The 25,734-nt window shown below is 57.8% G+C and carries 18 protein-coding genes, 2 tRNA genes and 3 rRNA genes; 11 read left to right on the top strand and 12 right to left on the bottom strand.

The genetic code is table 11. The features are described from left to right. Window positions 1-10 precede the first annotated feature (10 nt). The 9 genes from CFter6_RS04535 to CFter6_RS04495 form a co-directional block, all read right to left on the bottom strand. Window positions 11-463, bottom strand: a complete 453-nt coding sequence (locus CFter6_RS04535) for a YaiI/YqxD family protein (RefSeq protein ID WP_061538911.1) — start codon at window positions 461-463, stop codon at window positions 11-13. A 43-nt stretch (window positions 464-506) separates the two neighbouring features. Beyond that, entirely contained in the window at window positions 507-1,565 is a 1,059-nt protein-coding gene (gene ruvB, locus CFter6_RS04530; protein WP_061538910.1) for a Holliday junction branch migration DNA helicase RuvB, read from the bottom strand. A 92-nt stretch (window positions 1,566-1,657) separates the two neighbouring features. Further along, window positions 1,658-2,236, bottom strand: coding sequence for a Holliday junction branch migration protein RuvA (ruvA, locus tag CFter6_RS04525; RefSeq protein WP_061538909.1), 579 nt, complete (start codon window positions 2,234-2,236; stop codon window positions 1,658-1,660). A gap of 166 nt (window positions 2,237-2,402) precedes the next feature. Continuing rightward, window positions 2,403-2,515 (bottom strand): 5S ribosomal RNA (gene rrf / locus CFter6_RS04520). Between the two features lie 176 nt (window positions 2,516-2,691). After that, window positions 2,692-5,565: ribosomal RNA gene (locus CFter6_RS04515) — 23S ribosomal RNA — on the bottom strand. A 331-nt stretch (window positions 5,566-5,896) separates the two neighbouring features. Then, window positions 5,897-5,972 (bottom strand) — tRNA-Ala (locus tag CFter6_RS04510). A 9-nt stretch (window positions 5,973-5,981) separates the two neighbouring features. Beyond that, a tRNA-Ile gene (locus tag CFter6_RS04505) sits at window positions 5,982-6,058 on the bottom strand. A 125-nt stretch (window positions 6,059-6,183) separates the two neighbouring features. Further along, a 16S ribosomal RNA gene (locus CFter6_RS04500) occupies window positions 6,184-7,714 on the bottom strand. Together the 16S, 23S and 5S rRNA genes with 2 tRNA genes alongside form the textbook arrangement of a ribosomal RNA operon. Before the next feature lie 489 nt (window positions 7,715-8,203). After that, window positions 8,204-8,980 (bottom strand): enoyl-CoA hydratase, encoded by a 777-nt coding sequence (locus CFter6_RS04495; protein ID WP_014004697.1) that lies wholly within the window; start codon window positions 8,978-8,980, stop codon window positions 8,204-8,206. Between the two features lie 221 nt (window positions 8,981-9,201). Between CFter6_RS04495 and CFter6_RS04490 the strand changes: the two genes are divergently transcribed. Further along, on the top strand, window positions 9,202-9,639 hold the full coding sequence (locus CFter6_RS04490) for a universal stress protein (protein WP_061538908.1): 438 nt from the start codon (window positions 9,202-9,204) through the stop codon (window positions 9,637-9,639). A gap of 45 nt (window positions 9,640-9,684) precedes the next feature. On the opposite strand, the gene mltA is transcribed toward CFter6_RS04490, so the two are convergent. Together mltA and apaG are read right to left on the bottom strand one after the other, a co-directional pair. Continuing rightward, window positions 9,685-10,884, bottom strand: a complete 1,200-nt coding sequence (gene mltA, locus CFter6_RS04485; protein WP_061538907.1) for a murein transglycosylase A — start codon at window positions 10,882-10,884, stop codon at window positions 9,685-9,687. A 184-nt stretch (window positions 10,885-11,068) separates the two neighbouring features. Further along, a complete protein-coding gene (gene apaG, locus CFter6_RS04480; protein ID WP_014004694.1) occupies window positions 11,069-11,443 on the bottom strand; it encodes a Co2+/Mg2+ efflux protein ApaG in 375 nt (124 codons plus the stop codon). 188 nt (window positions 11,444-11,631) lie between these two features. Here apaG and rpe point away from each other — a divergent pair, with 188 nt between their 5' ends. The 6 genes from rpe (at window position 11,632) to trpC (ending at window position 17,212) form a co-directional block, all read left to right on the top strand. After that, on the top strand, window positions 11,632-12,297 hold the full coding sequence (gene rpe / locus CFter6_RS04475; RefSeq protein WP_061542211.1) for a ribulose-phosphate 3-epimerase: 666 nt from the start codon (window positions 11,632-11,634) through the stop codon (window positions 12,295-12,297). Further along, window positions 12,294-12,992 (top strand): phosphoglycolate phosphatase, encoded by a 699-nt coding sequence (locus CFter6_RS04470; RefSeq protein ID WP_061538906.1) that lies wholly within the window; start codon window positions 12,294-12,296, stop codon window positions 12,990-12,992. The genes rpe and CFter6_RS04470 overlap by 4 nt, the downstream gene beginning before the upstream one ends. A 208-nt stretch (window positions 12,993-13,200) precedes the next feature. After that, on the top strand, window positions 13,201-14,715 hold the full coding sequence (gene trpE / locus CFter6_RS04465; RefSeq protein WP_061538905.1) for an anthranilate synthase component I: 1,515 nt from the start codon (window positions 13,201-13,203) through the stop codon (window positions 14,713-14,715). Continuing rightward, window positions 14,715-15,284, top strand: a complete 570-nt coding sequence (locus CFter6_RS04460) for an anthranilate synthase component II (RefSeq protein ID WP_061538904.1) — start codon at window positions 14,715-14,717, stop codon at window positions 15,282-15,284. Before trpE ends, CFter6_RS04460 begins: the two co-directional genes overlap by 1 nt. A gap of 59 nt (window positions 15,285-15,343) precedes the next feature. After that, window positions 15,344-16,381, top strand: a complete 1,038-nt coding sequence (gene trpD, locus CFter6_RS04455) for an anthranilate phosphoribosyltransferase (RefSeq protein WP_061538903.1) — start codon at window positions 15,344-15,346, stop codon at window positions 16,379-16,381. Between the two features lie 27 nt (window positions 16,382-16,408). Further along, window positions 16,409-17,212, top strand: a complete 804-nt coding sequence (gene trpC, locus CFter6_RS04450) for an indole-3-glycerol phosphate synthase TrpC (RefSeq protein WP_061538902.1) — start codon at window positions 16,409-16,411, stop codon at window positions 17,210-17,212. 43 nt (window positions 17,213-17,255) lie between these two features. Here trpC and CFter6_RS04445 read toward each other — a convergent pair whose 3' ends face one another. After that, entirely contained in the window at window positions 17,256-18,059 is an 804-nt protein-coding gene (locus CFter6_RS04445; RefSeq protein WP_061538901.1) for a MetQ/NlpA family ABC transporter substrate-binding protein, read from the bottom strand. A 210-nt stretch (window positions 18,060-18,269) separates the two neighbouring features. Here CFter6_RS04445 and CFter6_RS04440 point away from each other — a divergent pair, with 210 nt between their 5' ends. From CFter6_RS04440 to CFter6_RS04425, 4 genes are all read left to right on the top strand, one after another. Continuing rightward, window positions 18,270-20,159: a S9 family peptidase gene (locus CFter6_RS04440; RefSeq protein WP_061542210.1), complete on the top strand. Its 1,890-nt coding sequence runs from the start codon at window positions 18,270-18,272 to the stop codon at window positions 20,157-20,159. Window positions 20,160-20,548: 389 nt separating this feature from the next. Beyond that, window positions 20,549-21,529, top strand: a complete 981-nt coding sequence (locus CFter6_RS04435) for a LacI family DNA-binding transcriptional regulator (protein WP_061538900.1) — start codon at window positions 20,549-20,551, stop codon at window positions 21,527-21,529. A gap of 12 nt (window positions 21,530-21,541) precedes the next feature. Further along, the gene (locus tag CFter6_RS04430) at window positions 21,542-22,762 is read left to right on the top strand and encodes an AGE family epimerase/isomerase (protein WP_061538899.1); all 1,221 of its coding nucleotides are present in this window, start codon (window positions 21,542-21,544) and stop codon (window positions 22,760-22,762) included. 286 nt (window positions 22,763-23,048) lie between these two features. After that, a complete protein-coding gene (locus CFter6_RS04425; RefSeq protein WP_061538898.1) occupies window positions 23,049-25,616 on the top strand; it encodes a GH92 family glycosyl hydrolase in 2,568 nt (855 codons plus the stop codon). The last annotated feature ends 118 nt before the right edge of the window (window positions 25,617-25,734 follow it).

The raw sequence follows: 25,734 nt of genomic DNA, 5'->3' as shown, positions 1-25,734 counted from the left end.
TTAGAAACATTCATCGATTCCGCGACTTCTGCAAAAACCGGTCAAGCTGTGCTGCGAACAGATGGCGGTCGCTCTGGCTGAATGCCGCCGGACCGCCGGTTTCTACGCCGCTGCCGCGCAGTTCATCCATGAAATTGCGCATCGTCAGGTGCTGCTGGATGTTGTCCTCGGTATAAAATTCGCCGCGCGGATTCAAGGCGTTGCCGCCCTTTTCAAGCACATCGGCTGCCAGCGGGATATCGGCGGTAATCACCAGGTCGCCCGCTTGCAGCAATCGAACAATTTCGCGATCGGCGACGTCGAAACCGGACGCCACCTGGACCGCCTTGATGAACCGCGAAGGCGGCACCCTTAACAACCTGTTGGCTACCAGGGTCACCACGATATGCAGCCGGTCGGCGACCCGAAACAGAATTTCCTTGATGACGCCGGGACATGCATCGGCGTCGACCCAGATTTGCATTGCCGCCGGCTGTCCGCTTGCTGCATCAGTATCTGTGGGCGGATTAATTTTGCCCCCATAACTCGCCGTTCGGTCCGGTGCGGGGCGCCGCCACGCCAAAATGGCTGTATGCCAGCGGAGTTGCAATACGGCCGCGCGGCGTGCGCTGCAGGTATCCCTGCTGGATCAGGTACGGCTCAAGCACATCTTCGATCGTGTCGCGTTCTTCGCCGATGGCGGCGGCAAGGTTGTCGAGGCCGACCGGGCCGCCGCCGAACTTGAACAGCACCGCTTCCAGCAGCTTCCTGTCCATGACGTCGAAACCGACCGGATCGACATCCAGCATCACCAGCGCCGCATCCGCCATCGGCTTGGTGATTTCACCGTTGCCTTTGACTTCGGCGTAGTCGCGCACCCGACGCAGCAGGCGGTTGGCGATGCGCGGCGTGCCGCGGCTGCGCTTGGCGATTTCAAAAGCGCCGTCGTCCATGATCGGCGCGCCCAGCAAGGAGGCGCTGCGCGTAACGATCTTGCTCAATTGCTGCGGCGTATAAAACTCCAGGCGGGCGACAATGCCGAAGCGGTCGCGCAGCGGATTGGTCAGCATCCCCGCGCGCGTGGTCGCGCCTACCAGGGTGAACGGCTGCAGGTCCAGGCGCACCGAGCGTGCTGCCGGGCCTTCGCCGATCATGATATCGATCTGATAATCTTCCAGCGCCGGATACAGGATTTCTTCCACCACCGGCGACAAGCGATGGATTTCATCGATGAACAGCACGTCATTGGCTTCGAGATTGGTCAGCAGCGCAGCCAGGTCGCCGGCGCGTTCCAGCACCGGCCCCGAAGTCTGGCGCAGGTTGACGCCCATTTCGCGCGCAATGATATGCGCCAGCGTGGTCTTGCCCAGGCCCGGGGGACCGAACAGCAAAGTGTGGTCCAAAGCTTCACGCCGCTGCCTGGCGGCGGTAATGAATATCTGCAACTGGTCGCGTATCTTTTCCTGGCCGACGTACTCGTCCAGCTGCTTCGGCCGCAGCGCCCGCTCGATCGCCTCTTCATTCGGCGAAGCGGGCGTGGCAGCGATAATGCGTTGTTCGGCGAAATCGTCGGTTTGGATACTCATGGTCGGATTGTAGCCAGACTGTAGCGATTAGATATAAAAAAAGACATCTACACCATCAATAAAGCAATAATGATCAGCTTTAGCCTGTCCGATTACAACTTGGACAGGGCTTTCAGTGCCAATTTGATACCATCCGACACGCTGGTGTCAGCCGGCAGCTGCTTGAGCGCCAGCATCGCTTCCTTGTCGGAATAACCAAGCGCAATCAGGGCATTCAAGATATCGCCGCTGGCGTCGCTGGCATGATGGCTGCCGACCGGTCCCAGGTCGGCTCCCAGTTTGCCTTTCAATTCGAGCAACAGGCGTTCGGCGGTTTTCTTGCCGATGCCCGGCACCTTGGTCAGACGGCCGGCTTCCTGCATGGTGATTGCCTGCGCCAGATCCTGCACCGACATGCCAGACAAAATGGACAAGGCAGTACGGGCGCCGACGCCGCTGATCTTGATCAGCTGCTTGAAAACATTCCGTTCTTCAGCTGTGCCGAAACCATACAGCACATGTGCATCTTCCCGTATCGCCAGGTGGGTGAGCAAGGCGACCTTCTCACCCAGTCCCGGCAAATTGTAGAAAGTGCTCATCGGCACACCGACTTCATAGCCGACGCCGTTGCAGTCAATCAGCAATTGGGGAGGATTTTTTTCGAGCAGAATCCCGGAAAGACGACCTATCATCGCAGTTGGCCTTTATGTGAATCAATGAATCATACAGGACAACTGGTTAAAAACACAGTGGTTTTGTTAGCGGAAAGATGAAATTGCCGGAAATTATCGGCTGCGCAAACCAAAACCCCAAAGCAAAAACCCTCTGCAGATGAATGCAGAGGGTTTTTTAATAAAAGCCTGACGATGACCTACTTTCACACTGGTTGCAGCACTATCATCGGCGCAAAGTCGTTTCACGGTCCTGTTCGGGATGGGAAGGGGTGGTACCAACTCGCTATGGTCATCAGGCATAACTTGTATCGTTTTTGTTCTCCGATTGGAGCAACAAAGAACGCAATTTAGAAGAAGTAGTTTTTTATACCGAACTCACTAGGGTGAGTGAGTCCGGTTGGGTATGAGTGTCCAAACGATTCTTTCGAATCTTGGCAAACAAATAAGCTCATCATATAACCTGCTAAGGTTATAGGGACAAGCCTCACGGGCAATTAGTATCAGTTAGCTTAACGTATTACTACGCTTCCACACCTGACCTATCAACGTCCTGGTCTCGAACGACCCTTTAGGGGAATCTAGTTCCCGGGAAATATCATCTTAAGGCAAGTTTCCCGCTTAGATGCTTTCAGCGGTTATCTCTTCCGAACTTAGCTACCCGGCAATGCCACTGGCGTGACAACCGGTACACCAGAGGTTCGTCCACTCCGGTCCTCTCGTACTAGGAGCAGCCCCCTTCAAATTTCCAACGCCCACGGCAGATAGGGACCAAACTGTCTCACGACGTTTTAAACCCAGCTCACGTACCACTTTAAATGGCGAACAGCCATACCCTTGGGACCGGCTACAGCCCCAGGATGTGATGAGCCGACATCGAGGTGCCAAACTCCCCCGTCGATATGAACTCTTGGGAGGAATCAGCCTGTTATCCCCAGAGTACCTTTTATCCGTTGAGCGATGGCCCTTCCATACAGAACCACCGGATCACTATGTCCTACTTTCGTACCTGCTCGACTTGTCAGTCTCGCAGTTAAGCACGCTTATGCCATTGCACTATTAGCACGATGTCCGACCGTACCTAGCGTACCTTCGAACTCCTCCGTTACACTTTGGGAGGAGACCGCCCCAGTCAAACTGCCTACCATGCACTGTCCCCGATCCGGATAACGGACCAAGGTTAGAACCTCAAACAAACCAGGGTGGTATTTCAAGGTTGGCTCCACGAGAACTAGCGTCCCCGCTTCAAAGCCTCCCACCTATCCTACACAGATTGGTTCAAAGTCCAATGCAAAGCTACAGTAAAGGTTCATGGGGTCTTTCCGTCTAGCCGCGGGTAGATTGCATCATCACAAACATTTCAACTTCGCTGAGTCTCGGGAGGAGACAGTGTGGCCATCGTTACGCCATTCGTGCAGGTCGGAACTTACCCGACAAGGAATTTCGCTACCTTAGGACCGTTATAGTTACGGCCGCCGTTTACTGGGACTTCAATCAAGAGCTTGCACCCCATCATTTAATCTTCCAGCACCGGGCAGGCGTCACACCCTATACGTCCACTTTCGTGTTTGCAGAGTGCTGTGTTTTTATTAAACAGTCGCAGCCACCTTTTTATTGCAGCCCTTTCGTCCTTCTGGCGCAGGCCAGTCAAACTACATGGGCGTACCTTATCCCGAAGTTACGGTACAAATTTGCCGAGTTCCTTCTCCCGAGTTCTCTCAAGCGCCTTAGAATACTCATCTCGCCCACCTGTGTCGGTTTGCGGTACGGTCTCGTGTGACTGAAGCTTAGAGGCTTTTCTTGGAACCACTTCCGATTGCTTCACCAATAAATTGGCTCGTCCCATACCCTTGAATTACGCTGCCGGATTTGCCTAACAGCCTTCTCTGATATAGGAACCGGGACTTCCAACACCCGGACAACCTTCCGCGATCCGTCCCCCCATCGCATCACACGACGGTGCAGGAATATTAACCTGCTTCCCATCAGCTACGCATCTCTGCCTCGCCTTAGGGGCCGACTCACCCTGCTCCGATGAACGTTGAACAGGAAACCTTGGGCTTACGGCGTGGGGGCTTTTCACCCCCATTATCGCTACTCATGTCAGCATTCGCACTTCTGATACCTCCAGCATCCTTTACAAGACACCTTCGCAGGCTTACAGAACGCTCTCCTACCATATCAATAAATTGATATCCGCAGCTTCGGTGACTGGCTTAGCCCCGTTACATCTTCCGCGCAGGACGACTCGATCAGTGAGCTATTACGCTTTCTTTAAAGGATGGCTGCTTCTAAGCCAACCTCCTGACTGTTTTAGCCTTCCCACTTCGTTTGCCACTTAGCCAATCTTTGGGACCTTAGCTGGCGGTCTGGGTTGTTTCCCTCTTGACGTCGGACGTTAGCACCCGGCGTCTGTCTCCCAAGCTCGCACTCATCGGTATTCGGAGTTTGCAATGGTTTGGTAAGTCTCGATGACCCCCTAGCCATAACAGTGCTCTACCCCCGATGGTGATACTTGAGGCACTACCTAAATAGTTTTCGGAGAGAACCAGCTATTTCCAAGTTTGTTTAGCCTTTCACCCCTACCCACAGCTCATCCCCTAATTTTTCAACATTAGTGGGTTCGGACCTCCAGTGCGTGTTACCGCACCTTCATCCTGGCCATGAGTAGATCACTTGGTTTCGGGTCTACACCCAGCGACTGAACGCCCTATTCGGACTCGATTTCTCTACGCCTTCCCTATACGGTTAAGCTTGCCACTGAATGTAAGTCGCTGACCCATTATACAAAAGGTACGCAGTCACGGAACAAGTCCGCTCCTACTGTTTGTATGCACACGGTTTCAGGATCTATTTCACTCCCCTTCCGGGGTTCTTTTCGCCTTTCCCTCACGGTACTGGTTCACTATCGGTCGATATCGAGTATTTAGCCTTGGAGGATGGTCCCCCCATGTTCAGACAGGATTACACGTGTCCCGCCCTACTTGTTGCAAGCTTAGTTCCACAATGATCATTTCGTATAAGGGGCTATCACCCTCTATGGCCGACGTTTCCAAGTCGTTCTACTATGTCCACTGCTAAAACTTGCGGCTGTTCCCATTTCGCTCGCCACTACTTTGGGAATCTCGGTTGATTTCTTTTCCTGCAGCTACTTAGATGTTTCAGTTCGCCGCGTTCGCTTTGCATACCTATGTATTCAGTATGCAATGACCACTAGGGCCGGGTTTCCCCATTCGGAAATCTGCGGATCAAAGCTTGTTTGCTAGCTCCCGCAGCTTATCGCAAGCTACTACGTCCTTCATCGCCTGATATCGCCAAGGCATCCACCATGTGCACTTATTCACTTGTCCCTATAACTTTAGCCTCTGAGTGCGTTCACACCCAAAAAGCGGTTATAGAGGTATTTCTATGAGTTTAGCGTTTGCCGTATCCAAAGTGTTTTCGCATGTCCATGCAGCTTGCGCCCATGGACTCTTTTGAGAACTCTTTACATACTTTTTGATTTGATACAATCATACCCATCCACAACAATGTCTTGTCATGGACGAATCTTTACTACTTCTTCTAAATTGTTAAAGAACAGTTATTGCTTTTGATCTTAAAAAGACCAAACCTAAATCCCAGTGCCTATCCTTCGCACCGACTTAGGTTTGATATTTCACGATTCTCACCAAGGAAACTTGGTGGAGGTTGACGGGATCGAACCGACGACCCCCTGCTTGCAAAGCAGGTGCTCTCCCAGCTGAGCTAAACCCCCGGAAATCTTTGGTGGGTCTGGTTGGGCTCGAACCAACGACCCCCGCGTTATCAACACGGTGCTCTAACCAACTGAGCTACAGACCCGCTTGGATCAGTACGAGCCTACCATCAACTATCGCGTATCTCTACGCAACAGCCTTTGACCGATACCTGTTCTTCTTAACTAACAGACGATAAGTGTGGACGCTTAACTTTCATGCAAACTCTAGAAAGGAGGTGATCCAGCCGCACCTTCCGATACGGCTACCTTGTTACGACTTCACCCCAGTCACGAATCCTACCGTGGTAAGCGCCCTCCTTACGGTTAGGCTACCTACTTCTGGTAAAACCCGCTCCCATGGTGTGACGGGCGGTGTGTACAAGACCCGGGAACGTATTCACCGCGACATGCTGATCCGCGATTACTAGCGATTCCAACTTCATGTAGTCGAGTTGCAGACTACAATCCGGACTACGATACACTTTCTGGGATTAGCTCCCCCTCGCGGGTTGGCGGCCCTCTGTATGTACCATTGTATGACGTGTGAAGCCCTACCCATAAGGGCCATGAGGACTTGACGTCATCCCCACCTTCCTCCGGTTTGTCACCGGCAGTCTCATTAGAGTGCCCTTTCGTAGCAACTAATGACAAGGGTTGCGCTCGTTGCGGGACTTAACCCAACATCTCACGACACGAGCTGACGACAGCCATGCAGCACCTGTGTTACAGCTTTCTTTCGAACACTCCCAAATCTCTTCGGGATTCTGTACATGTCAAGGGTAGGTAAGGTTTTTCGCGTTGCATCGAATTAATCCACATCATCCACCGCTTGTGCGGGTCCCCGTCAATTCCTTTGAGTTTTAATCTTGCGACCGTACTCCCCAGGCGGTCTACTTCACGCGTTAGCTGCGTTACCAAGTCAATTAAGACCCGACAACTAGTAGACATCGTTTAGGGCGTGGACTACCAGGGTATCTAATCCTGTTTGCTCCCCACGCTTTCGTGCATGAGCGTCAGTGTTATCCCAGGGGGCTGCCTTCGCCATCGGTATTCCTCCACATCTCTACGCATTTCACTGCTACACGTGGAATTCTACCCCCCTCTGACACACTCTAGCCTTGCAGTCACAAATGCCATTCCCAGGTTAAGCCCGGGGATTTCACACCTGTCTTACAAAACCGCCTGCGCACGCTTTACGCCCAGTAATTCCGATTAACGCTTGCACCCTACGTATTACCGCGGCTGCTGGCACGTAGTTAGCCGGTGCTTATTCTTCAGGTACCGTCATTAGGGGACCGTATTAGGATCCCCCGTTTCTTCCCTGACAAAAGAGCTTTACAACCCGAAGGCCTTCTTCACTCACGCGGCATTGCTGGATCAGGGTTGCCCCCATTGTCCAAAATTCCCCACTGCTGCCTCCCGTAGGAGTCTGGGCCGTGTCTCAGTCCCAGTGTGGCTGGTCGTCCTCTCAGACCAGCTACTGATCGATGCCTTGGTGAGCCTTTACCTCACCAACTAGCTAATCAGATATCGGCCGCTCTATGAGCATGAGGTCTTGCGAGCCCCCACTTTCATCCGTAGATCGTATGCGGTATTAGCTAGTCTTTCGACTAGTTATCCCCCACTCAAAGGTACGTTCCGATATATTACTCACCCGTTCGCCACTCGTCAGCGGAGCAAGCTCCCTGTTACCGTTCGACTTGCATGTGTAAGGCATGCCGCCAGCGTTCAATCTGAGCCAGGATCAAACTCTTCAGTTCAATCTCTGTTTTGTGGCATTGCTGCCTAGCATCTCTGCTATCGCTCACTCAAAATACTGACAGGCCACTTTCTTTCAAAAGCGCCTATTTTCTTCTTTTGTGAACATTTAATGTTTTAAGTTATACGCCACCCATTTACATGAATGACGCTGCACTTCCATCAAACGCCCACACTTATCGACTGTTAATTGTTAAAGAACCTTCTACTTCGCGTCACCAGCATGCCGGTTCGCGTCGCCAACAAATCGTTTTGTTTGTCAGCAGCAGAGAGATGAGATTATGTGGCGTTTCCAGCTTTTCGTCAACTACTTTTTTTACTACTTACCGAAAAACTTTTACCTGCCCACATCACCTGCAAACCCCCTTTTCCCCTCTCAAACTCCACTCACAAAACAGCTCTAACTTCTCTTCGCTGTCTCGGTAATTTCGCGTCGTTCTCAACGGGAGGCGAACTATAGCAAACCATTTCCCCCTATGGCAAGCGATTTGTTAAAGATTTTTAAAAACGGGTAAACGTTTTCCCAGGAAGGCCTGCATGCCCTCCTTTTGGTCCTCTGTAGCGAAGGTGCTGTGGAACAGGCGGCGCTCATAGTTGATACCCTCCGCCAGGGTGGTTTCATAGGCGCGGTTGACCGATTCCTTGATCATCATGACCGCCGGCAACGACATCGAGGAAATCACTATCGCCGCTTCCAGCGCCTCCTGCAGCAGTCTTTCCAGCGGAACCACGCGCGACACCAGGCCGGCGCGCTCGGCCTCGGCGGCGTCCATCATGCGTGCGGTCAGGCACATGTCCATCGCCTTGGATTTCGATATGGCGCGCGGCAGGCGCTGAGTGCCGCCGGCGCCGGGGATGATGCCCAGCTTGATTTCCGGCTGGCCGAACTTGGCGTTGTCGGCGGCAATGATGAAGTCGCACATCATGGCCAGCTCGCAGCCGCCGCCCAGGGCAAAGCCCGCCACGGCGGCAATCACCGGCTTGCGCACGCTGCGGATCTTCTCCCAGTTACGGGTGATGTAGTCGCCCTTGAACACGTCCATGTAACTCAGCTCGGCCATGCCGCCGATGTCGGCGCCGGCCGCAAACGCCTTGTCGCTGCCGGTCAGGACGATGCAGCCGATCTCGGGATCAGCGTCGAATTTCAGCAAAGCCTCGCCCAGCTCGCTCATCAGCTGGTCGTTCAGGGCGTTCAGGGCCTTGGGACGATTCAGGTGGATGAGGCCGACTTTTCCTTGTGTTTCAACCAGAATGTTTTCGTATGTCATTGCAGATCCCATTTAACTTGAGTCGAATAAACTTAATTGTAGCGCCGCTATATAAGAGATAGGATGGCTGTAACGCGAATACTTTACAGAAATCCAAGGAATCTTCCTGCCTGCAAACTGTCTATACATTTAAGCAAGGCTATTGAATCAAGGCTCTATATTACCGACAAGATCGCCAGATTTTGACCGACACACCTTTTTCAACCAGAAGGAGGCAAGCCATGTTCAAAACCATTCTTGTACCTACCGACGGCTCCCACCTGTCGGACAAGGCCATCAATACAGCGATTGAATTTGCCAAATTCAGCAGCGGCAGGATCATTGCCCTCTCGGTTGCCGAACCTTATCCGTTCTCGCCGATGGCTGAAAGCACCATGGCCACCGATCCCGGCACCTATGAAGAAAACATGCTGGCGCTGGCAAAACTCAATGTGCAAAAAGTCGCCGACGCCGCCAAGAATGCCGGCGTCCCCTGCGAAATGCTGACAGCGCAAGCCTTCAATCCCGACGAAGAGATCATCAGCGCCGCCGAAAAATACCACTGCGACGCGATTTTCATGGCTTCGCACGGCCGCAGCGGCCTGAGCCGGCTGTTTTTGGGCAGCAAGACCCAGCGCGTGCTGGCCCATTCCACCATCCCGGTGCTGGTCCTGCGCTAAATACCCATCTAGCCCGGCGCCGGCCGGTCTCGGGCTGCTTTTCCCCTAGCGCGCTGCTGCCAGCTTCGGCAGCAGCAGCCACATCATGCCGCGTTGCTTCATGCGGCCGGCCTTGTCGCCGGCCTCATTGCCAAAACCCCAGAAGAAATCGGCCCTTACCGCACCCTTGATGGCGCCGCCGGTATCCTGCGCCACCACCAGCTGCTGCAGCGGCGCATTGCTGTTCGGCTGCGTGGTCGCCAGGAATACCGGTGTGCCGAGCGGCACGAACTGCGGATCCACCGCGATCGAGCGCAGCGGCGTCAGCGGCACGCCTTGCGCGCCTTTCGGCCCCTTGCTCGGATCGGCTACCTTCTCCTCCTTAAAGAAGACATAGCTCGGATTCGCATTCAGCAATTCCTGCTGGCGGCCCGGATTGGCCGCCAGCCAGGCTTTGATCCCCTGCGCCGAAGCCTGCGCCAGCGTCAGCTCGCCCTTATCCACCAGGTAGCGGCCGATCGACTTGTAGGGATAGCCGTTCTGGTCGGCGTAAGCGACCCGCACGACGCTGCTGCCGTCGTTCAGCTGGACCCGGCCGGAACCCTGGACTTGCAGGAAAAAAGCATCGATAGGGTCGTCCACCCACAGGATTTCCTTGCCCGCCAGCATGCCAGACTTGTCCAGCTCAGCACGATTCGGGTAAGGCAGCACCTTGTTTCCCACCAGGCGGCCGCGCAAGCGCAAACCTTTCAGCTCGGGATAAATGCTGGCCAGCTCGACCGTCAGCAAGTCTTCCGGCGCCCGGTAGATCGGCGTCTGGTATGGGCCGCCGCGCTTGCGCGAACCTTTCAACAAGGGCTCGTAGTAGCCGGTCACCAGGCCGTTATCGGAGCCGTCAGGATTGATCACCTGATAGGGCGTGAAAAAGGACTGGAAAAACGTGCGTATCGCGCTTTCATTATTGCCGTCCAGGCCAGCCGCCACCGCGCAGGGCTCTTTCCAGTCGCTCTTGCGCGCCTGGGTCGAGCATGAAGTCAGGAACGCCGGCAGGACCTGGCGCAAGTCATCGCTGCCCCAGCCTGGCAAGGCAGCAAAGGTGGTTGCACGCAAGTTGGCGCCCGGTGCGGCGGATGGCGCCGTCGGCGTGCCCGGCTGGCGCGGACCTTCCGGCGCCGGTGTGGTGACTGGAGTGGTAGTACAGGCAGCTAGGCTGAGTGCGATGATGAGGGCAGCAGAAGCGGGTAGACTGATACGTTTAAATAGCATTTAGGATTCTTTATGTGGTTAGTGGCTCTCGAAGCGTGTTTCGCCTTCTTGTTATTTGCATTCATTGTCTGGTGGACCATGTTTTCCGGCCGCAAGCCGGACCGGAAACCGCCCGCCAAACCGTTACCACCAAAAGACGGCGGCCAGGACCAATAGTTCAACTCCAATGCGCAATACCAATGCATCAGTGCAAGGTGCGCGGCAAAGACAGGATGAATTCCGGAATGCGCGCCTCGAACTGCTCGCCGTCTTCGGCCACGCAGAAATACTCGCCCGTCATCGAGCCCTGCGGCGTCGCCATCGAAGTGCCGCTGGTGTATTCGAACTGCTCGCCCGGCTGCAGCAGGGGCTGGTGGCCGACCACGCCCAGGCCGCGCACTTCTTCGACATGGTTGTTGGCGTCGGTGATCACCCAGTGGCGTGAAATCAACTGGGCCGCGACCTGCCCGGTGTTCTTGATCGTGATCGCATAGGCGAATACATAGTGCGAACTGTCAGGCTGGGACTGCTCTTCCAGGTACTGGGTTTTGACAGAAACGGTAAATTCATAGGCGGCCATGCTGGTTTCCTCGCGGGGTTCCTCGATTAATACTGCAGATACTCTATATAGCAGGTCATTGCACACGAATTTACCCCCGGACGCAAGCTGCAAGGCAGTTAGTGGACTGCAACAGCCCACCAGGCGCAAGACGAAAGGGTAAAATAGCGCTCTTTTTAGCGCCCTTCCCTGGATTGCCTATAATGCCTATGCCAACCTATCGTATCGCTCCCAGTATCCTCTCCGCCGATTTCGCCCGCCTGGGCGAGGAAGTACGCAATGTCGTGCGCGACGGCGCCGACATGATCCATTTCGACGTGATGGATAACCATTACGTTCCCAACCTGACCATCGGCCCGCTGGTGCTGGAAGCGATCCGGCCGCATGTGCAGGTGCCGATCGACGTCCACCTGATGGTGCGTCCGGTAGATCGCATCATCCCGGACTTCGCCAAGGCCGGCGCCAACATCATTACTTTCCATCCGGAAGCATCGGACCACGTCGACCGTTCGCTGCAGCTGATCCGCGACCACGGCTGCAAGGCCGGCCTGGTGTTCAACCCGGCCACGCCGCTGCATTACCTGGACTATGTGATGGACAAGATCGACATCATCCTGATCATGTCGGTCAACCCAGGTTTCGGCGGCCAGTCGTTCATCCCGGAAGCGCTCAAGAAAATCGCCGAAGCGCGCCAGCGCATCGACGCCTCGGGCCGCGAGATCATGCTGGAAGTCGACGGCGGCATCAAGATCGACAACATTGCAGCCGCCGCCAAGGCAGGCGCCGACACCTTTGTCGCCGGCTCGGCCATTTTCGGCAAACCCGACTATAAGGCCGTGATCGACGACATGCGGATCCAGCTGGCAAGCGTATGACCGCGGCCGCGCCAGGAATCGTCGCCCTGAAGGGCATCGCCGCCGCCATCATCGACCTTGACGGCACCATGCTGGATACCGCGCCGGATTTCCACGTCGCCGTCAACCGCATGCGCGCCGAACTGGACCTGGCGCCGCTGGCGCAGCAGACGATCGTCGATTTTGTCGGCAAAGGCAGCGAAAACCTGATCCGGCGCGTGCTCGGCGTCGATTACCCGGCGCCGGAAGTGGAGCTGCGCTTCAGCGCCGCACTGGATTCCTATCAAAGCCACTACGCCGTGGTCAACGGTAGCTACGCCACGCTTTACCCGGGCGTGGTGGACGGCTTGCAAGCCATGCGTGCCAAAGGCCTGCGCCTGGCCTGCGTCACCAACAAGCCACTGCTGTTCGCCGAAGCGCTGCTGGAAAAAACCGGCTTGCGCGCTTATTTCGAAGTGGTCTACGGCGGCGATTCCTTTCCGCTGAAAAAACCCGACCCGATGCCGCTGCTGGCGGTGTGCGCCGCTTTCCAGCTGCAGCCGGCGCAGGTAGTCGCCATCGGCGACTCCAGCAACGACGCCCAGGCCGCCCGCGCCGCCGGCTGCCCGGTGTTTAACGTGCCTTACGGATACAATCACGGCGAGTCTATACAAAATGTCGATTCCGATGGTATAGTCGCTTCACTGCTGGTTGCAGCACAACATATAAGTCACTGACCGTTTTATCTAAACCACTCATGTTTCTCGACAAAAAACATTCCGTCTACCTGGCCGCCCCTGAGGCCTGGCTTTGGCGACGCTGGCAATCCTGGGCTAACTAAGTCCGTAGATCGCCGCTGCCTGCTGCTTCCGCAGTATTAGAACCCAGGCAACGTTTTTTGTAGTACACCACCGCTGTTTTACAATAGCGGCCTGGAGAGAAACAATGACCGAACTCGAATTCAAATCGCTGGCCACACAAGGCTACAACCGCATCCCGCTGATCGCAGAAGCTTTTGCCGATCTGGAAACGCCGTTGACGCTATACCTGAAGCTGGCGCAAACCCAGCAGACCGGCAAGAACACCTTCCTGCTGGAATCGGTGGTCGGCGGCGAACGTTTCGGCCGCTACTCCTTCATCGGCCTGCCGGCCAGCATGCTGCTGCGCAGCTACGGCACGCGCATCGAAGTGCTCAATAACGACAAGGTGGTCGAGAGCCGCGAAGGCAATCCGCTCGATTTCATCGCTGAATTCCAGTCGCGCTATAAAGTCGCGCTGCGCCCCGGCCTGCCGCGCTTTTGCGGCGGACTGGCCGGCTACTTCGGCTACGACACGGTGCGCCATATCGAAAAGCGCCTGGCCAACTCGACGCCCAGGGACGATCTCGGCCTGCCCGACATCCAGCTGCTGCTGACGGAAGAGCTGGCGGTGATCGACAACCTGTCCGGCAAGCTGTACCTGATCGTATATGCCGACCCGACCCAGCCGGAAGCGTTCTCCAAAGGCCGCCAGCGCCTGAAAGACTTGCGCAACATGCTGCGCCGCCCGGCCGACGCCCCGGTCACCTCGGCTTCGGTGCGCACCGAAACCATCCGCGAATTCAAGAAAGAGGATTACCTGAAAGCTGTGGCCAAAGCCCAGGAATACGTGATGGCCGGCGACCTGATGCAGGTCCAGATCGGCCAGCGCATCAAGAAACCGTATGTCGACTCGCCGCTGATGCTGTACCGCGCCCTGCGCTCGCTGAACCCGTCGCCGTACATGTATTTCTATAATTTCGGCGACATGCAGATCGTCGGCGCTTCGCCGGAAATCCTGGTCCGCAACGAACAGACCTCGGCGCCAAAAGCTGATGGCGAAGCCAAGCGCAAAGTCACCATCCGTCCGCTGGCCGGCACCCGTCCGCGCGGCGCCACGCCGGAACAAGATGCGCAGCTGGCCACCGAACTGCTGGCCGATCCCAAGGAAATCGCCGAACACGTTATGCTGATCGACCTCGCGCGCAACGATATCGGCCGTATCGCCGAAACCGGCAGCGTCAAGGTCACCGACCAGATGGTGATCGAAAAATATTCGCATGTGCAGCACATCGTGTCCAATGTCGAAGGCGAGCTCAAGTCCGGCCTGTCCAACCTGGACGTGCTGAAAGCCACCTTCCCGGCCGGCACCCTGTCCGGCGCGCCGAAAGTGCGCGCCATGGAAATCATCGACGAACTGGAACTGACCAAGCGCGGCATCTACGGCGGCGCCTGCGGCTACCTGTCGTTCGGCGGCGAAATGGATGTCGCCATCGCGATCCGCACCGGCGTCATCAAGGACGGCATGCTGTACGTGCAGGCCGCCGCCGGCATCGTCGCCGATTCGGTGCCCGAGATGGAATGGCAGGAAACCGAGAACAAGGCGCGCGCGGTATTGCGCGCGGCGGAACAGGTGCAAGACGGACTGGATGGAGAAATCTGATGCTGCTGATGATCGACAACTACGATTCCTTCACCTACAACCTGGTGCAATACTTCGGTGAACTGGGTGAAGATGTACGTACTTTCCGCAACGACGAAATCACGCTGGAACAGATCCAGGCGCTGAAACCGGACCGCATCTGCCTGTCGCCAGGCCCATGCAGTCCGAAGGAAGCCGGCATCTGCGTCGAGCTGCTGCAGCAGTTTGCCGGCAAGCTGCCGATCCTCGGCGTCTGCCTCGGCCACCAGGCCATCGGCGAAGCGTTCGGCGGCAAGGTGATCCGCGCGCAACAGGTCATGCACGGCAAGACCTCGCCGATCACCCATACCGGCGTCGGCGTGTTCAAGGATCTGCCGAGCCCGTTTACGGTGATCCGCTACCACTCGCTGGCCATCGAGCGCAACTCGATCCCGGCTTGCCTGGAAATCACGGCATGGACCGAGGACGGCGAAATCATGGGTGTGCGGCACAAGGATTACGATATCGAGGGCGTGCAGTTCCACCCTGAATCGATCCTGTCGGAACATGGACACGCCTTGCTGCGTAACTTTGTTCAAAGAACTGCCTGAGAACACTTGGCGCCGGCGCGTAACCAGGCGCCGCCAACCTGATTCGTAGCAAGGAAATCATGCCCATCTCCGAACAAGAAGCCCTGTTGCGCTGCATCGAGCATCGCGAAATCTTTCACGACGAAATGCTGTCGCTGTTCCGCCGCATCATGCGCGGCGAAATGTCGCCGCTGATGATCGCGGCGCTGACCATGGGCCTGCGCGTCAAGAAAGAAACCATAGGCGAGATCGCTGCCGCAGCGCAAGTCATGCGCGAATTTGCCACTCCCGTGCCCTGCCGCGACACCGCCAACCTGGTCGATATCGTCGGCACCGGCGGCGATGGCGCGCAAACCTTCAATATTTCAACGGCATCGATGTTTGTCGCCGCCGCCGCCGGCGCGCGCGTCGCCAAGCACGGCGGCCGCAGCGTGTCGTCGTCGTCCGGCAGCGCCGACGTGCTGGAAGCGTTCGGCGCCAACATCAACCTGACGCCCGCGCAAGTGGCGGAATCGATAGAACAGACCGGCATCGGTTTCATGTTCGCACCGAACCACCACGCGGCAATGAAACATGCAGCGCCGGTACGCAAAGAGCTGGGCGTGCGCACCATCTTTAATATCCTAGGTCCCCTGACCAATCCGGCCGGCGCGCCGAATATCCTGATGGGCGTATTCCACGCCGACCTGGTCGGGATCCAGGTGCGCGTGCTGCAGCGGCTGGGCGCACAGCACGCCATCGTGGTCTGGGGCCGCGACAATATGGATGAAGTTTCGCTGGGCGCCGGCACCATGGTGGGTGAGCTGGTGGACGGCGAAATCCGCGAATACGAAATCCATCCGGAAGATTTCGGCATGCAGATGATCGCCAGCCGCAACCTGAAAGTGTCGAACTCGACCGAGTCGAAACAGAAAGTGCTGGAAGCACTAGAAGACCAGCCGGGGCCGGCGCGCGACATCGTCGCCATCAATGCCGGCACGGCCTTGTATGCCGCCGGCGTCGCCAGTTCGATTGCGGACGGGCTCGACAAGGCGCGCGCCGTCATCGCTTCCGGCGCGGCCAAGGCCAAACTCGATCAATTCGTGCAAGCCACGCAAGCCATCGCTGCCGCCGGCTGACGGCAAGCACAGCAAAGGAAACGCACCATGTCAGATATCTTGAATAAAATCCTGGCCGTCAAGGCCGATGAAATCGCAGCGGCGAAAAAACAGCAGGACTTCGCCAGCCTGCGCCGCGACGTAGAGTCCGATGCCGAAGCGCGCGCCGCCTTGCGTGGCTACGAAGCCGCATTGCGCGCAAAAATCGCCGCGGGCCAGGCCGGCGTGATTGCCGAAGTCAAGAAAGCGTCGCCTTCCAAAGGCGTGATCCGGGCCGACTTCCGGCCTGCAGAGATTGCGGTCGACTATGCGGCGCATGGTGCAGCCTGCCTGTCGGTGCTCACAGATATCCAGTTTTTCCAGGGCTCGCCCGATTACCTGAAACAGGCCCGCGCCGCATGCAACTTGCCCGCCCTGCGCAAGGATTTCATGATCGATCCCTATCAGGTGTACCAGGCGCGCTCCTGGGGCGCCGATGCGATCCTGCTGATCGTGGCCGCGCTGGACCATGGGCTGATGGCGGAAATGGAGGCTGTCGCCCACGAACTGGGCATGAGCGTGCTGGTGGAAGTGCATAACGCGGAAGAACTGCAGGCGGCGTTGAAACTGAAAACCAAGCTGCTCGGCATCAACAACCGCAACCTGCGCACTTTCGATACCTCTCTGCAAACCACCCTGGACCTGCTGCCGCAGATACCGGCGGACAAACTGGTCGTGACCGAGTCCGGCATCCACACCCGCGACGACGTCAAACGCATGCGCGACGCCAACGTCAACGCCTTCCTGGTCGGCGAAGCCTTCATGCGCGCCGCGCAGCCGGGAGTTGAACTCGGCCGCCTGTTTGACAATTGAAACCTGCGTCCTGGCGTAGCAACAGCCACGCCAGGACGCAAGATCAGAACGCCGGAATCAGCGAACCCTTGAATTCGGTTTCAATAAAATTGCGCACCTGTGCCGACTGGTAGGCTTTGACCAGTTTCTTCACCCAAGGTTTATCCTTGTCTTCCGCCCGCGTGGCGATCAAGTTGGCGTAAGGCCCTTTGGCATCCTCCACCGCAATCGCATCACGTTGCAGCGACAAGCCGGCCTTCACCGCATAATCGTTGTTCACCGATGCCGCCGCCAGGTCGTCCAGCGAACGCGGCAACTGCGCGGCGTCGAGCTCCACCAGTTTCAATTTCTTCGGATTCGAGACCACATCCAGCGGCGTCGCATTGACGCCGTTTTCGCCGACACCCGCCTTGAGCTTGATCAGGCCGGCCTTCTGCAGCAACAGCAAGGCCCGGTTGCCGTTCGAGGGATCGTTCTGGATGCCGATGCTGGCGCCCTGCGGCAGCTGGTCGACATTTTTATACTTCTTCGAATAGATTCCCAGCGGCGCCGTGATGGTCAACGCCACCGGCACGATCTTGTAGCCCCTGGCCTTGATCTGGCTGTCGAGGAAGGGTTTATGCTGGAATGCATTGGCATCCAGGTCGCCGGCGGCCAAAGCTTCATTCGGCTGCAGGTAATCGCTGAAGGTGATCACCTGGATATCCAGGCCTTCCTGGGCCGCCACTTTCTTCACCACTTCAAAAGTCTGTTCGGCATTGCCGACCGAGACGCCGACCTTGATCCTGGTCTTGTCCTGCGCATGGGCAGTAGCGATGCCGGCTGCCAGCAACAGAAGCGGCAAGGTCTTGAGGAAAAGATGGCGCATTTTTGCTCCGTGAATAAAAACACGATATTCACATAAGCCTCGGCAACCGCTAACGAACGATTTTGCATGTCGATATGTCTCAAGTAGACGCTGACTGAGATTCATTTCCATTTTATCCATATAATAAGACGTCAACCGAACCGGTCCGGAAACGAAACGACGAGGCACGACGACAACTTGAAGTATTTTTGGAGGTATTTGATGCGCGCTATTTATCAGGTGGTTACCGCAACATGTTTCAGCTTGTCCATACTGGGCGGCGATGCCTTGGCGGCAAGCCCGCTAAAGCAATATTCGGTGCGGGATTTCTTCCGCAATCCAGAGCAAAGCGGCTTCCAGATTTCCCCCAACGGCAAATACATCAGCTTCATGCAACCCTGGAAGGGCCGCATGAACATCTTTGTCAGGACCGTCGGTTCGGATGCCGCGCCGCTGCGCATCACCTCCGAGGAAGCGCGCGACATCAGCGGCTATTTCTGGAAAGGCGACGACCACATCCTGTTCGCCAAGGATTTCGGCGGCGATGAAAATTTCCACGTGGTGTCGGTGGGCCGCGACGGCAAAGGCCTGAAAGACCTGACGCCCTATCCCAAGGTGCGCGCCCAGATCGTCGACGACCTGGAAGACAACAAGGATGAAATCCTGGTCAGCCACAACAAACGCGATCCGGAAGTGTTCGACGTCTACCGCGTCAACGTCAAGAGCGGCGCCGAAAAGCTGGTAGCCAAGAATCCCGGCAACATCCAGGGCTGGATCACCGACCATGACGGCAAAGTCAGGGCCGCCACCACTTCCGACGGCGTCAACACCAGCCTGCTGTACCGCGCCACCGAAAGCGCGCCGTTCAAGACCGTGCTGACCACCTCGTTCAAGGATTCGGTCGACCCTTTGTTCTTCACCTTCGACAACAAGAAGCTGTATGTGTCGTCCAACCTCGGCCGCGATAAAAAAACGATCGTGATCCTCGATCCCGAAACCGCCAAGGAAGAGCAGCTGCTGTATGAAAACCCCGAGGTCGACGTCGAAGGCCTGGCTTACTCCCGGAAACGCAAGGTGCTGACCGAGATCAGCTACACCACCTGGAAAACCCAGTACAAATTCCTCGATCCGCAAAGCGAAGCCTTGCATAAGACCCTGCAGGAAAAACTGCCCGGCTACGAAGTCATCACGCAGTCGCACACCAAGGACGAATCGACCTGGATCGTGGCCGCCTACAATGACCGCACCCAAGGCAGCCGCTATCTGTTCGACAGCAAGAGCGGCTCGCTGACCAAACTGGCCGATATCAATCCCGCCATCGCCGAAAAAGACATGGCGGAAATGAAGCCCGTGCAATACAAGGCGCGCGATGGCCTGGTGATCAACGGCTACCTGACGCTGCCGCTCGGCAAAGACCCGAAGAACCTGCCGGTGATCGTCAATCCGCACGGCGGCCCGTGGGTACGCGACGTCTGGGGCTACAACCCGGAAGTGCAGCTGCTGGCCAACCGCGGCTACGCCGTGCTGCAGATGAACTACCGCGGCTCGACCGGCTACGGCCGCCAGTTCTGGGAAGCCTCGTTCAAGCAGTGGGGCAAGACCATGCAGGACGACATCACCGATGGCGTGCAGTGGCTGGTCCAGCAAGGCATCGCCGATCCCAAGCGGGTTGCGATCTATGGCGGCTCCTATGGCGGTTATGCGACGCTGGCCGGAGTCACCTTCACGCCTGACCTGTATGCGGCGGCGGTCGACTATGTCGGCGTCTCCAACATGTTCACCTTCATGAAGACCATCCCGCCGTACTGGAAACCCTTCCTCGACCAGATGTACGAGATGGTGGGCGATCCGGTCAAGGACAAGGAATTGCTGACGGCAGTCTCGCCGGCGCTGCACACCGACCGCATCAAGACTCCGCTGTTCGTGGCGCAGGGCGCCAACGATCCGCGCGTCAACAAGGCGGAGTCGGACCAGATCGTCGAAAGCTTGCGCAAGCGCGGCGTGCCGGTCGAATACATGGTGAAGGATAACGAAGGCCACGGCTTCCACAACGAAGAAAACCGCTTTGATTTCTACACTGCGATGGAAGGCTTCCTGGCCAAGCACCTGACGCCGCAATAAAAACCGGCTGTCGGAACATGGCGGATGACCGGCAACGGTGGTCCGCCATTTTTATTTCGGCGCCGGCGAATGAGACTTGGTAAACCTTGTGTGCGGCAAGCATGCCCTCCTGCCCGGCTTTCGATACTGTTTCTGCACGAATTCCCATTACAGGCTGTTTAAGAAACAAAGTTTTAGTACGTTTAATAAACAAATAAATCCAGTTTACAATCAATAAATCCTTATATAACAATGCGTTATGCGAATTTATTTTTCAGAATATTTGTAAATTTAAGTTTTTTACTATACATTACTACTCAACTAAAACAATCCCGGGCAGCAACCATCGCCGCAGCAGCCAGCGGCGCCCGCCCAGGAAAGATGCACGCCCCAGCTTGCAGGAGGAGATCATGAGACCAACGATTCGGGATATCGCATCCGCTGCGAACGTATCCATAGGCACCGTATCGCGGGCCCTGAAAAAGCAGCCCGGCCTGACCGAACAGACGCGCATCCATGTGCAAAAGATCGCCAGCCAGCTCGGCTACAACGAATCTAACCTGCGCCAGGGGAAAATCCGGCGCCTGACTTTCCTGCTGCATCGCCAGCACAACAATTTCGTCGCCAGCCCGTTTTTTTCGCATGTGCTGCACGGCGTCGAAACCGCCTGCCGCGAACGCAGCATCGTGCCTACCGTATTGTCCGTCGGCCCCGCCGACAGCGTGATGGAACAGATCCGCCTGCATGAACCCGATGCGCTGGCAGTGGCGGGTTTCATGGAACCGGAAGTGCTGGAACTGCTGACCCAGACCGGCAAGCCGGTGGTGCTGATCGACTTGTGGGCGCCCGGTTTCCGTTCCATCAATTCCGACAACCTGGGCGGTGCCCTGGCCGCCACCCGCCACCTGATAGAAATCGGCCGCAAACGGCTGGCCTTCATCAGCGGCCCGCTGTCGCACTACAGTATTGCACAACGCGCGCTAGGTTACCGCCAGGCGCTGTTCGAAGCCGGCCGCCTGTTCGACCCGCGCCTGGAAGTCACCCTGCTGCCGGGGCCGGAACTCCACCTGCACGCCGCCACCGCGATGCAAACCCTGCTGGAGTCAGACTCGCCGCCCGACGCCGTGTTCTGCTACAACGACGCCACCGCACTGGCCGTGATGAGCATATGCCAGATGCGCGGCTTGCGGATTCCTGAAGATATCGCGATTGTCGGCTTCGATAATATCGACGCCGCCGCCAGCTCCTCGCCGCCGCTGACTACTCTGGCAGTAGACAAGGAAGCCCTCGGCAAGCTGGGCATCAAGCTGCTGCTGGAAGACGCCCTCGTACAACCTGAAGTGATGCTGCCGGTGGAACTGATCCAGCGCGCCAGCACGCTTGGCAACTGATCCGCTACCGCCATGAACATGCTTGAACCGACCGCAATGCCTAAAGCCGAATTCCGCAATCCCGCTTTCCTGTTGCAGCACATCCGCGACACCATGCGCTTCTACCACCCGGCGGCGCTCGATCCCTCCGGCGGCTTCTATCACTTCTTCAAGGATGACGGCAGCGTATACGACAGCGAAACCCGGCACCTGGTCAGCAGCACCCGCTTCATCTTCAACTACGCGATGGCGTACCGCCATTTCGGCGACGCCGCCTACCTGGATGCGCTAAAGCACGGCTTGGCGTTCCTGCGCGAGGGCCACTGGGATCCAGTGCACAAAGGCTACGACTGGACCCTGTCATGGAAAGACGGCCGCAAGCAGGTGCTGGATCCGACCCGCCACTGCTACGGCCTGGCGTTCGTGCTGCTGGCTTATGCCCATGCCCTGATGGCCGGCGTGGAAAGCGCCAGAGAAGACCTGTATCAGACCTACGACCTGCTCGAACAGCATTTCTGGGAAGCCGGCCCCGGCCTGTATGCGGACGAGGCCAGCGCCGACTGGCAAGTGCAAAGCTACCGCGGCCAGAATGCCAACATGCACATGACCGAAGCGCTGCTGGCCGCCTACGAAGCCAGCGGCGATGCAAAATTCCTGGATCGCGCCGAAACCGTGGCGCGCCATGTCACCGTACGCCAGGCCGCGCTCAGCAACGACCTGGTCTGGGAACATTACCACCAGGACTGGACACCAGACTGGAACTACAACAAGGAAGACAGCAGCAATATCTTCCGCCCCTGGGGTTTCCAGCCCGGCCACCATACCGAGTGGGCCAAGCTGCTGCTGATCCTGGAGCGGCACCGGCCGCAAGAGTGGCTGCTGCCGCGCGCCATCGAACTGTTCGACGCCGGCCTCGACGCCGCCTGGGATATCGATTGCGGCGGCATCTACTACGGCTTCGCACCGGACGGCGTGATCTGCGACCAGGACAAGTATTTCTGGGTGCAGGCGGAAAGTTTCGCCGCCGCCGCCCTGCTCGCCAAACGCACCGGCAAGAACCGTTTCTGGGACTGGTACGAACATATCTGGCAGTACAGCTGGCAGCATTTTGTCGATCACCAGCACGGCGCCTGGTTCCGCATCCTGACGCGCGACAACCGCAAGTACGGCGACGACAAAAGCCCGGCCGGCAAGACCGACTATCACACCATGGGTGCTTGTTACGAAGTGCTGGGCGCCTTGTCCGAACCATGAATTTGTAGCAGCACACGCGGCGCAGACGCGCCGCCTCCGGAGGAAACCGAACTACCGCTGATCCTGGATCCATCGACGCAACCGGCAGCATTTTTCTCTTGATCATCTCTTGATACGTGGCGCCCCGTGGCTCCGCGCTGGGCCGACTTGCGCCCGGATTTTGGCAATACCGGCTTTACAGTGGCATTCGTAGCAGGCAGGTGTATCCGATTACCCGGTTTGAACCGGGTGACGACTATAAGGAGGAACAATGAACAAGCAATCATGCAGGAATCTTGCAATTGGTATGGCCGCCGCAATGCTGTTCGGCTGCAGCGACGGTTCAAGCGGCTTGCCGGGCAGCGACGGTGCAGCAGGAACGGCTGGCGTCGCCGGAACCACCGGTGCGGCTGGTTCGACCGGCGCTCCCGGCCAGCCTGGCGCTGCCGGAGCGACAGGTGCAACAGGCGCCACCGGTCCGACCGGCCCGGCGGGCACCGTCCCTGTGGTTGCCGACGCCAACGAAATCATCAAGCCGCTGCCCGAACTGGCGCTGACCCAATACGTCAAGCCCTTCCTCGGCACCCAGCAGCAGCCGGGCGGCACCCATCCCGGCAACACCAGTCCCGCCGCCACACTGCCGTTCGGCATGGTGTCATTCGGGCCGGACACCGACATCGATCATGAATATTATTCCAGCGGTTCCGGTTACAACTACGACAGCAAGATGATCAATTATTTCAGCATGACGCGCATCAGCGGCCCCGGCTGCCGCAGCGGCGGCACCCTGCCGATCATGCCGACCATGCTGACCAGTCAGCTCACCAGCAACAGCAACCTGGTCATGCGCAAAAGCAGCAGCACCTTCGACCACAAGAACGAACAAGCCGCGCCCGGTTATTACAAAGTGCAGGCCGACGACGGCATCGTCACCGAGCTGACCGCCACCGCGCGCAGCGGCATGGCGCGCTTCACCTATCCGGACAAGAGCAAGGCGATCCTGGTGATCGACGCCACCCAGACCAATTCCATGACCGGCATCAACGCCCAGATCTGGCAAGATCCGGCCGACGCCAACGGCTTCTACGGCAAGACCAGCAACAAGTTCAACTGCGGCGGCGGCTACGATGCCTATTTCTACCTGCAGGCCGGATCGGCCTACGCCAAGGCGCCGCGCTTGATCAACAACAACGGTACGCTGATCCTCAATTTCGACCTGTCGCAGTCGGCCGCCAGCAGCGTCGTGGTCAAGATCGGCCTGTCGTATGTCAGTCCGGCAAACGCTCGCCTCAACCTGAAAAAGGAAAACGCCGGTTTTGATTTCGACGCCACCGCGAAAAAGGCCGGCGCCGAATGGAACACCCGGCTCAACACGATCCAGGTCGATAGCGCCGGCGCCAGCGCCGACGCCCTCCAGCAATTCTATACGGCGTTTTACCACGTCATGTCCGGCCCTACCCTGTTCAGCGATGTCGACGGCAGCTACATCGGCATGGACAAGCAGCGCCACCAGACCGAGACTTACAAGGACAAGGACGGCAAGCTGGTGCGGCGCAACCACTACACCACCTTCTCGATCTGGGATACCTACCGCTCGCTGGGCGCGATGCATGCCTGGCTGTTCCGCGACCAGGCTGCCGACATGGCGCAATCGCTGGTCAACGACGCCATGCAATGCGGCGCCTTCCCGCACTGGGCCGACGCCAATGTCGACGATGTGCCGATGGAAGGCGACCACGCGCCGATGCTGCTGGCCAGCCTGCAAGCGTTCGGCGCCACCCGGTTCGACAGCGCCACCGCCCTTGGTTTCCTGAAGCGCTCAGCCTTCGGCCCTACCGCCGACTCGCCGCAATGGCCGGCCTGCAACGGTAATCCAGCCTTCGGCAGGAACGTGGCGGGCAGCGCGCAAGGCAACATGCCGGATTACCTGAAACTCGGTTACGTCGCCGAGGGTAGCGACGCCAGCGGCATCCATACCGGCTCCATCACCATCGAAGGCGCCAGCCGCGATTTCGCCATCGGCCGCTTCATCAACAACCTGAGCGACGCCAGTACCGACGACAAGAAGAGCGCCAGTACGCTGCTGCTGCGCGGCGAGAACTGGAAAAACCTGTTCAAGCCGGATACCAAGACGCTGGCGGTCAAAGACCTCGCCGGCAACTGGGCCTCGCCATCGCAGGACGACGGTTACCATGAAGGCACCGCAGCCCAGTACTTGTGGGCCATCCCGCACGACCTGGGCAAGATCGTCACAGCCCTGGGCGGCAATGCTGCCGCCGTAGCGCGGCTCGACACCCTGTTTTCCGTCAGCACCACCTCGGCCGACGCGAAAAAATCGCCGGCCGGACTGGCGCTCGATCCCAGCCGGCTGAACGGCGGCGAAAACTCGAACGATTTCTACATGGGCAACGAGCCCGGTTTCGCTGCGCCGTGGGCCTATAACTGGAGCGGCAACCCGTCGCGCACCCAGTTCGTGCTGCCGCAAATCATGGCCGCCACCTTTTCCAGCAAACCGCAAGGCTTGCCTGGCAACGACGACGTCGGCGCCACCTCGGGCTGGTATGTATGGGCCTCGCTCGGACTGTACCCGATGATCCCCGGCGTGCCTGGGCTGACCATGGCGACGCCGCAGTTCGCCAATATCACCATCCAGCTGGCCGACGGCAAGCGGCTGCTCATCAAGCGCGACAAGAATGCCGCATTTGTCAAAGCCTTGAAGGTGAACGGCAAGGACTGGAACAGCACCTGGCTGCCACTGAACCAGGTGCAGGCTGGCGGCACACTGGATTTCAGCACTGCCGATGCTCCCACCACGTGGGGCCAGGCCAGCGCCCCGCCATCCGGCGCCAGCGGCAATTTCTCACAGACTCCCTGATCCGCATTGAACAGCGCGGACCGCTCCCACGCGGTCGGTCCGCCGACGTCCGCCCGCTGCTGGCGCGGGCGCCTGCGCCCTTGTTCCATCACGCCAGCATTATCCAGAAACGTGGACT

Origin of the sequence: Collimonas fungivorans, from assembly GCF_001584145.1 — a bacterium.
Lineage (GTDB): Bacteria > Pseudomonadota > Gammaproteobacteria > Burkholderiales > Burkholderiaceae_D > Collimonas > Collimonas fungivorans.
This window is presented reverse-complemented; position numbering and strand designations above follow the sequence as displayed.

Coding starts and splice junctions, on each gene's coding strand:
- CFter6_RS04535 (WP_061538911.1), bottom strand. CDS start 463: ATGCAAATCTGGGTCGACGCCGATGCATGTCCCGGCGTCATCAAGGAA.
- ruvB (WP_061538910.1), bottom strand. CDS start 1,565: ATGAGTATCCAAACCGACGATTTCGCCGAACAACGCATTATCGCTGCC.
- ruvA (WP_061538909.1), bottom strand. CDS start 2,236: ATGATAGGTCGTCTTTCCGGGATTCTGCTCGAAAAAAATCCTCCCCAA.
- CFter6_RS04495 (WP_014004697.1), bottom strand. CDS start 8,980: ATGACATACGAAAACATTCTGGTTGAAACACAAGGAAAAGTCGGCCTC.
- CFter6_RS04490 (WP_061538908.1), top strand. CDS start 9,202: ATGTTCAAAACCATTCTTGTACCTACCGACGGCTCCCACCTGTCGGAC.
- mltA (WP_061538907.1), bottom strand. CDS start 10,884: ATGCTATTTAAACGTATCAGTCTACCCGCTTCTGCTGCCCTCATCATC.
- apaG (WP_014004694.1), bottom strand. CDS start 11,443: ATGGCCGCCTATGAATTTACCGTTTCTGTCAAAACCCAGTACCTGGAA.
- rpe (WP_061542211.1), top strand. CDS start 11,632: ATGCCAACCTATCGTATCGCTCCCAGTATCCTCTCCGCCGATTTCGCC.
- CFter6_RS04470 (WP_061538906.1), top strand. CDS start 12,294: ATGACCGCGGCCGCGCCAGGAATCGTCGCCCTGAAGGGCATCGCCGCC.
- trpE (WP_061538905.1), top strand. CDS start 13,201: ATGACCGAACTCGAATTCAAATCGCTGGCCACACAAGGCTACAACCGC.
- CFter6_RS04460 (WP_061538904.1), top strand. CDS start 14,715: ATGCTGCTGATGATCGACAACTACGATTCCTTCACCTACAACCTGGTG.
- trpD (WP_061538903.1), top strand. CDS start 15,344: ATGCCCATCTCCGAACAAGAAGCCCTGTTGCGCTGCATCGAGCATCGC.
- trpC (WP_061538902.1), top strand. CDS start 16,409: ATGTCAGATATCTTGAATAAAATCCTGGCCGTCAAGGCCGATGAAATC.
- CFter6_RS04445 (WP_061538901.1), bottom strand. CDS start 18,059: ATGCGCCATCTTTTCCTCAAGACCTTGCCGCTTCTGTTGCTGGCAGCC.
- CFter6_RS04435 (WP_061538900.1), top strand. CDS start 20,549: ATGAGACCAACGATTCGGGATATCGCATCCGCTGCGAACGTATCCATA.
- CFter6_RS04430 (WP_061538899.1), top strand. CDS start 21,542: ATGAACATGCTTGAACCGACCGCAATGCCTAAAGCCGAATTCCGCAAT.
- CFter6_RS04425 (WP_061538898.1), top strand. CDS start 23,049: ATGGCCGCCGCAATGCTGTTCGGCTGCAGCGACGGTTCAAGCGGCTTG.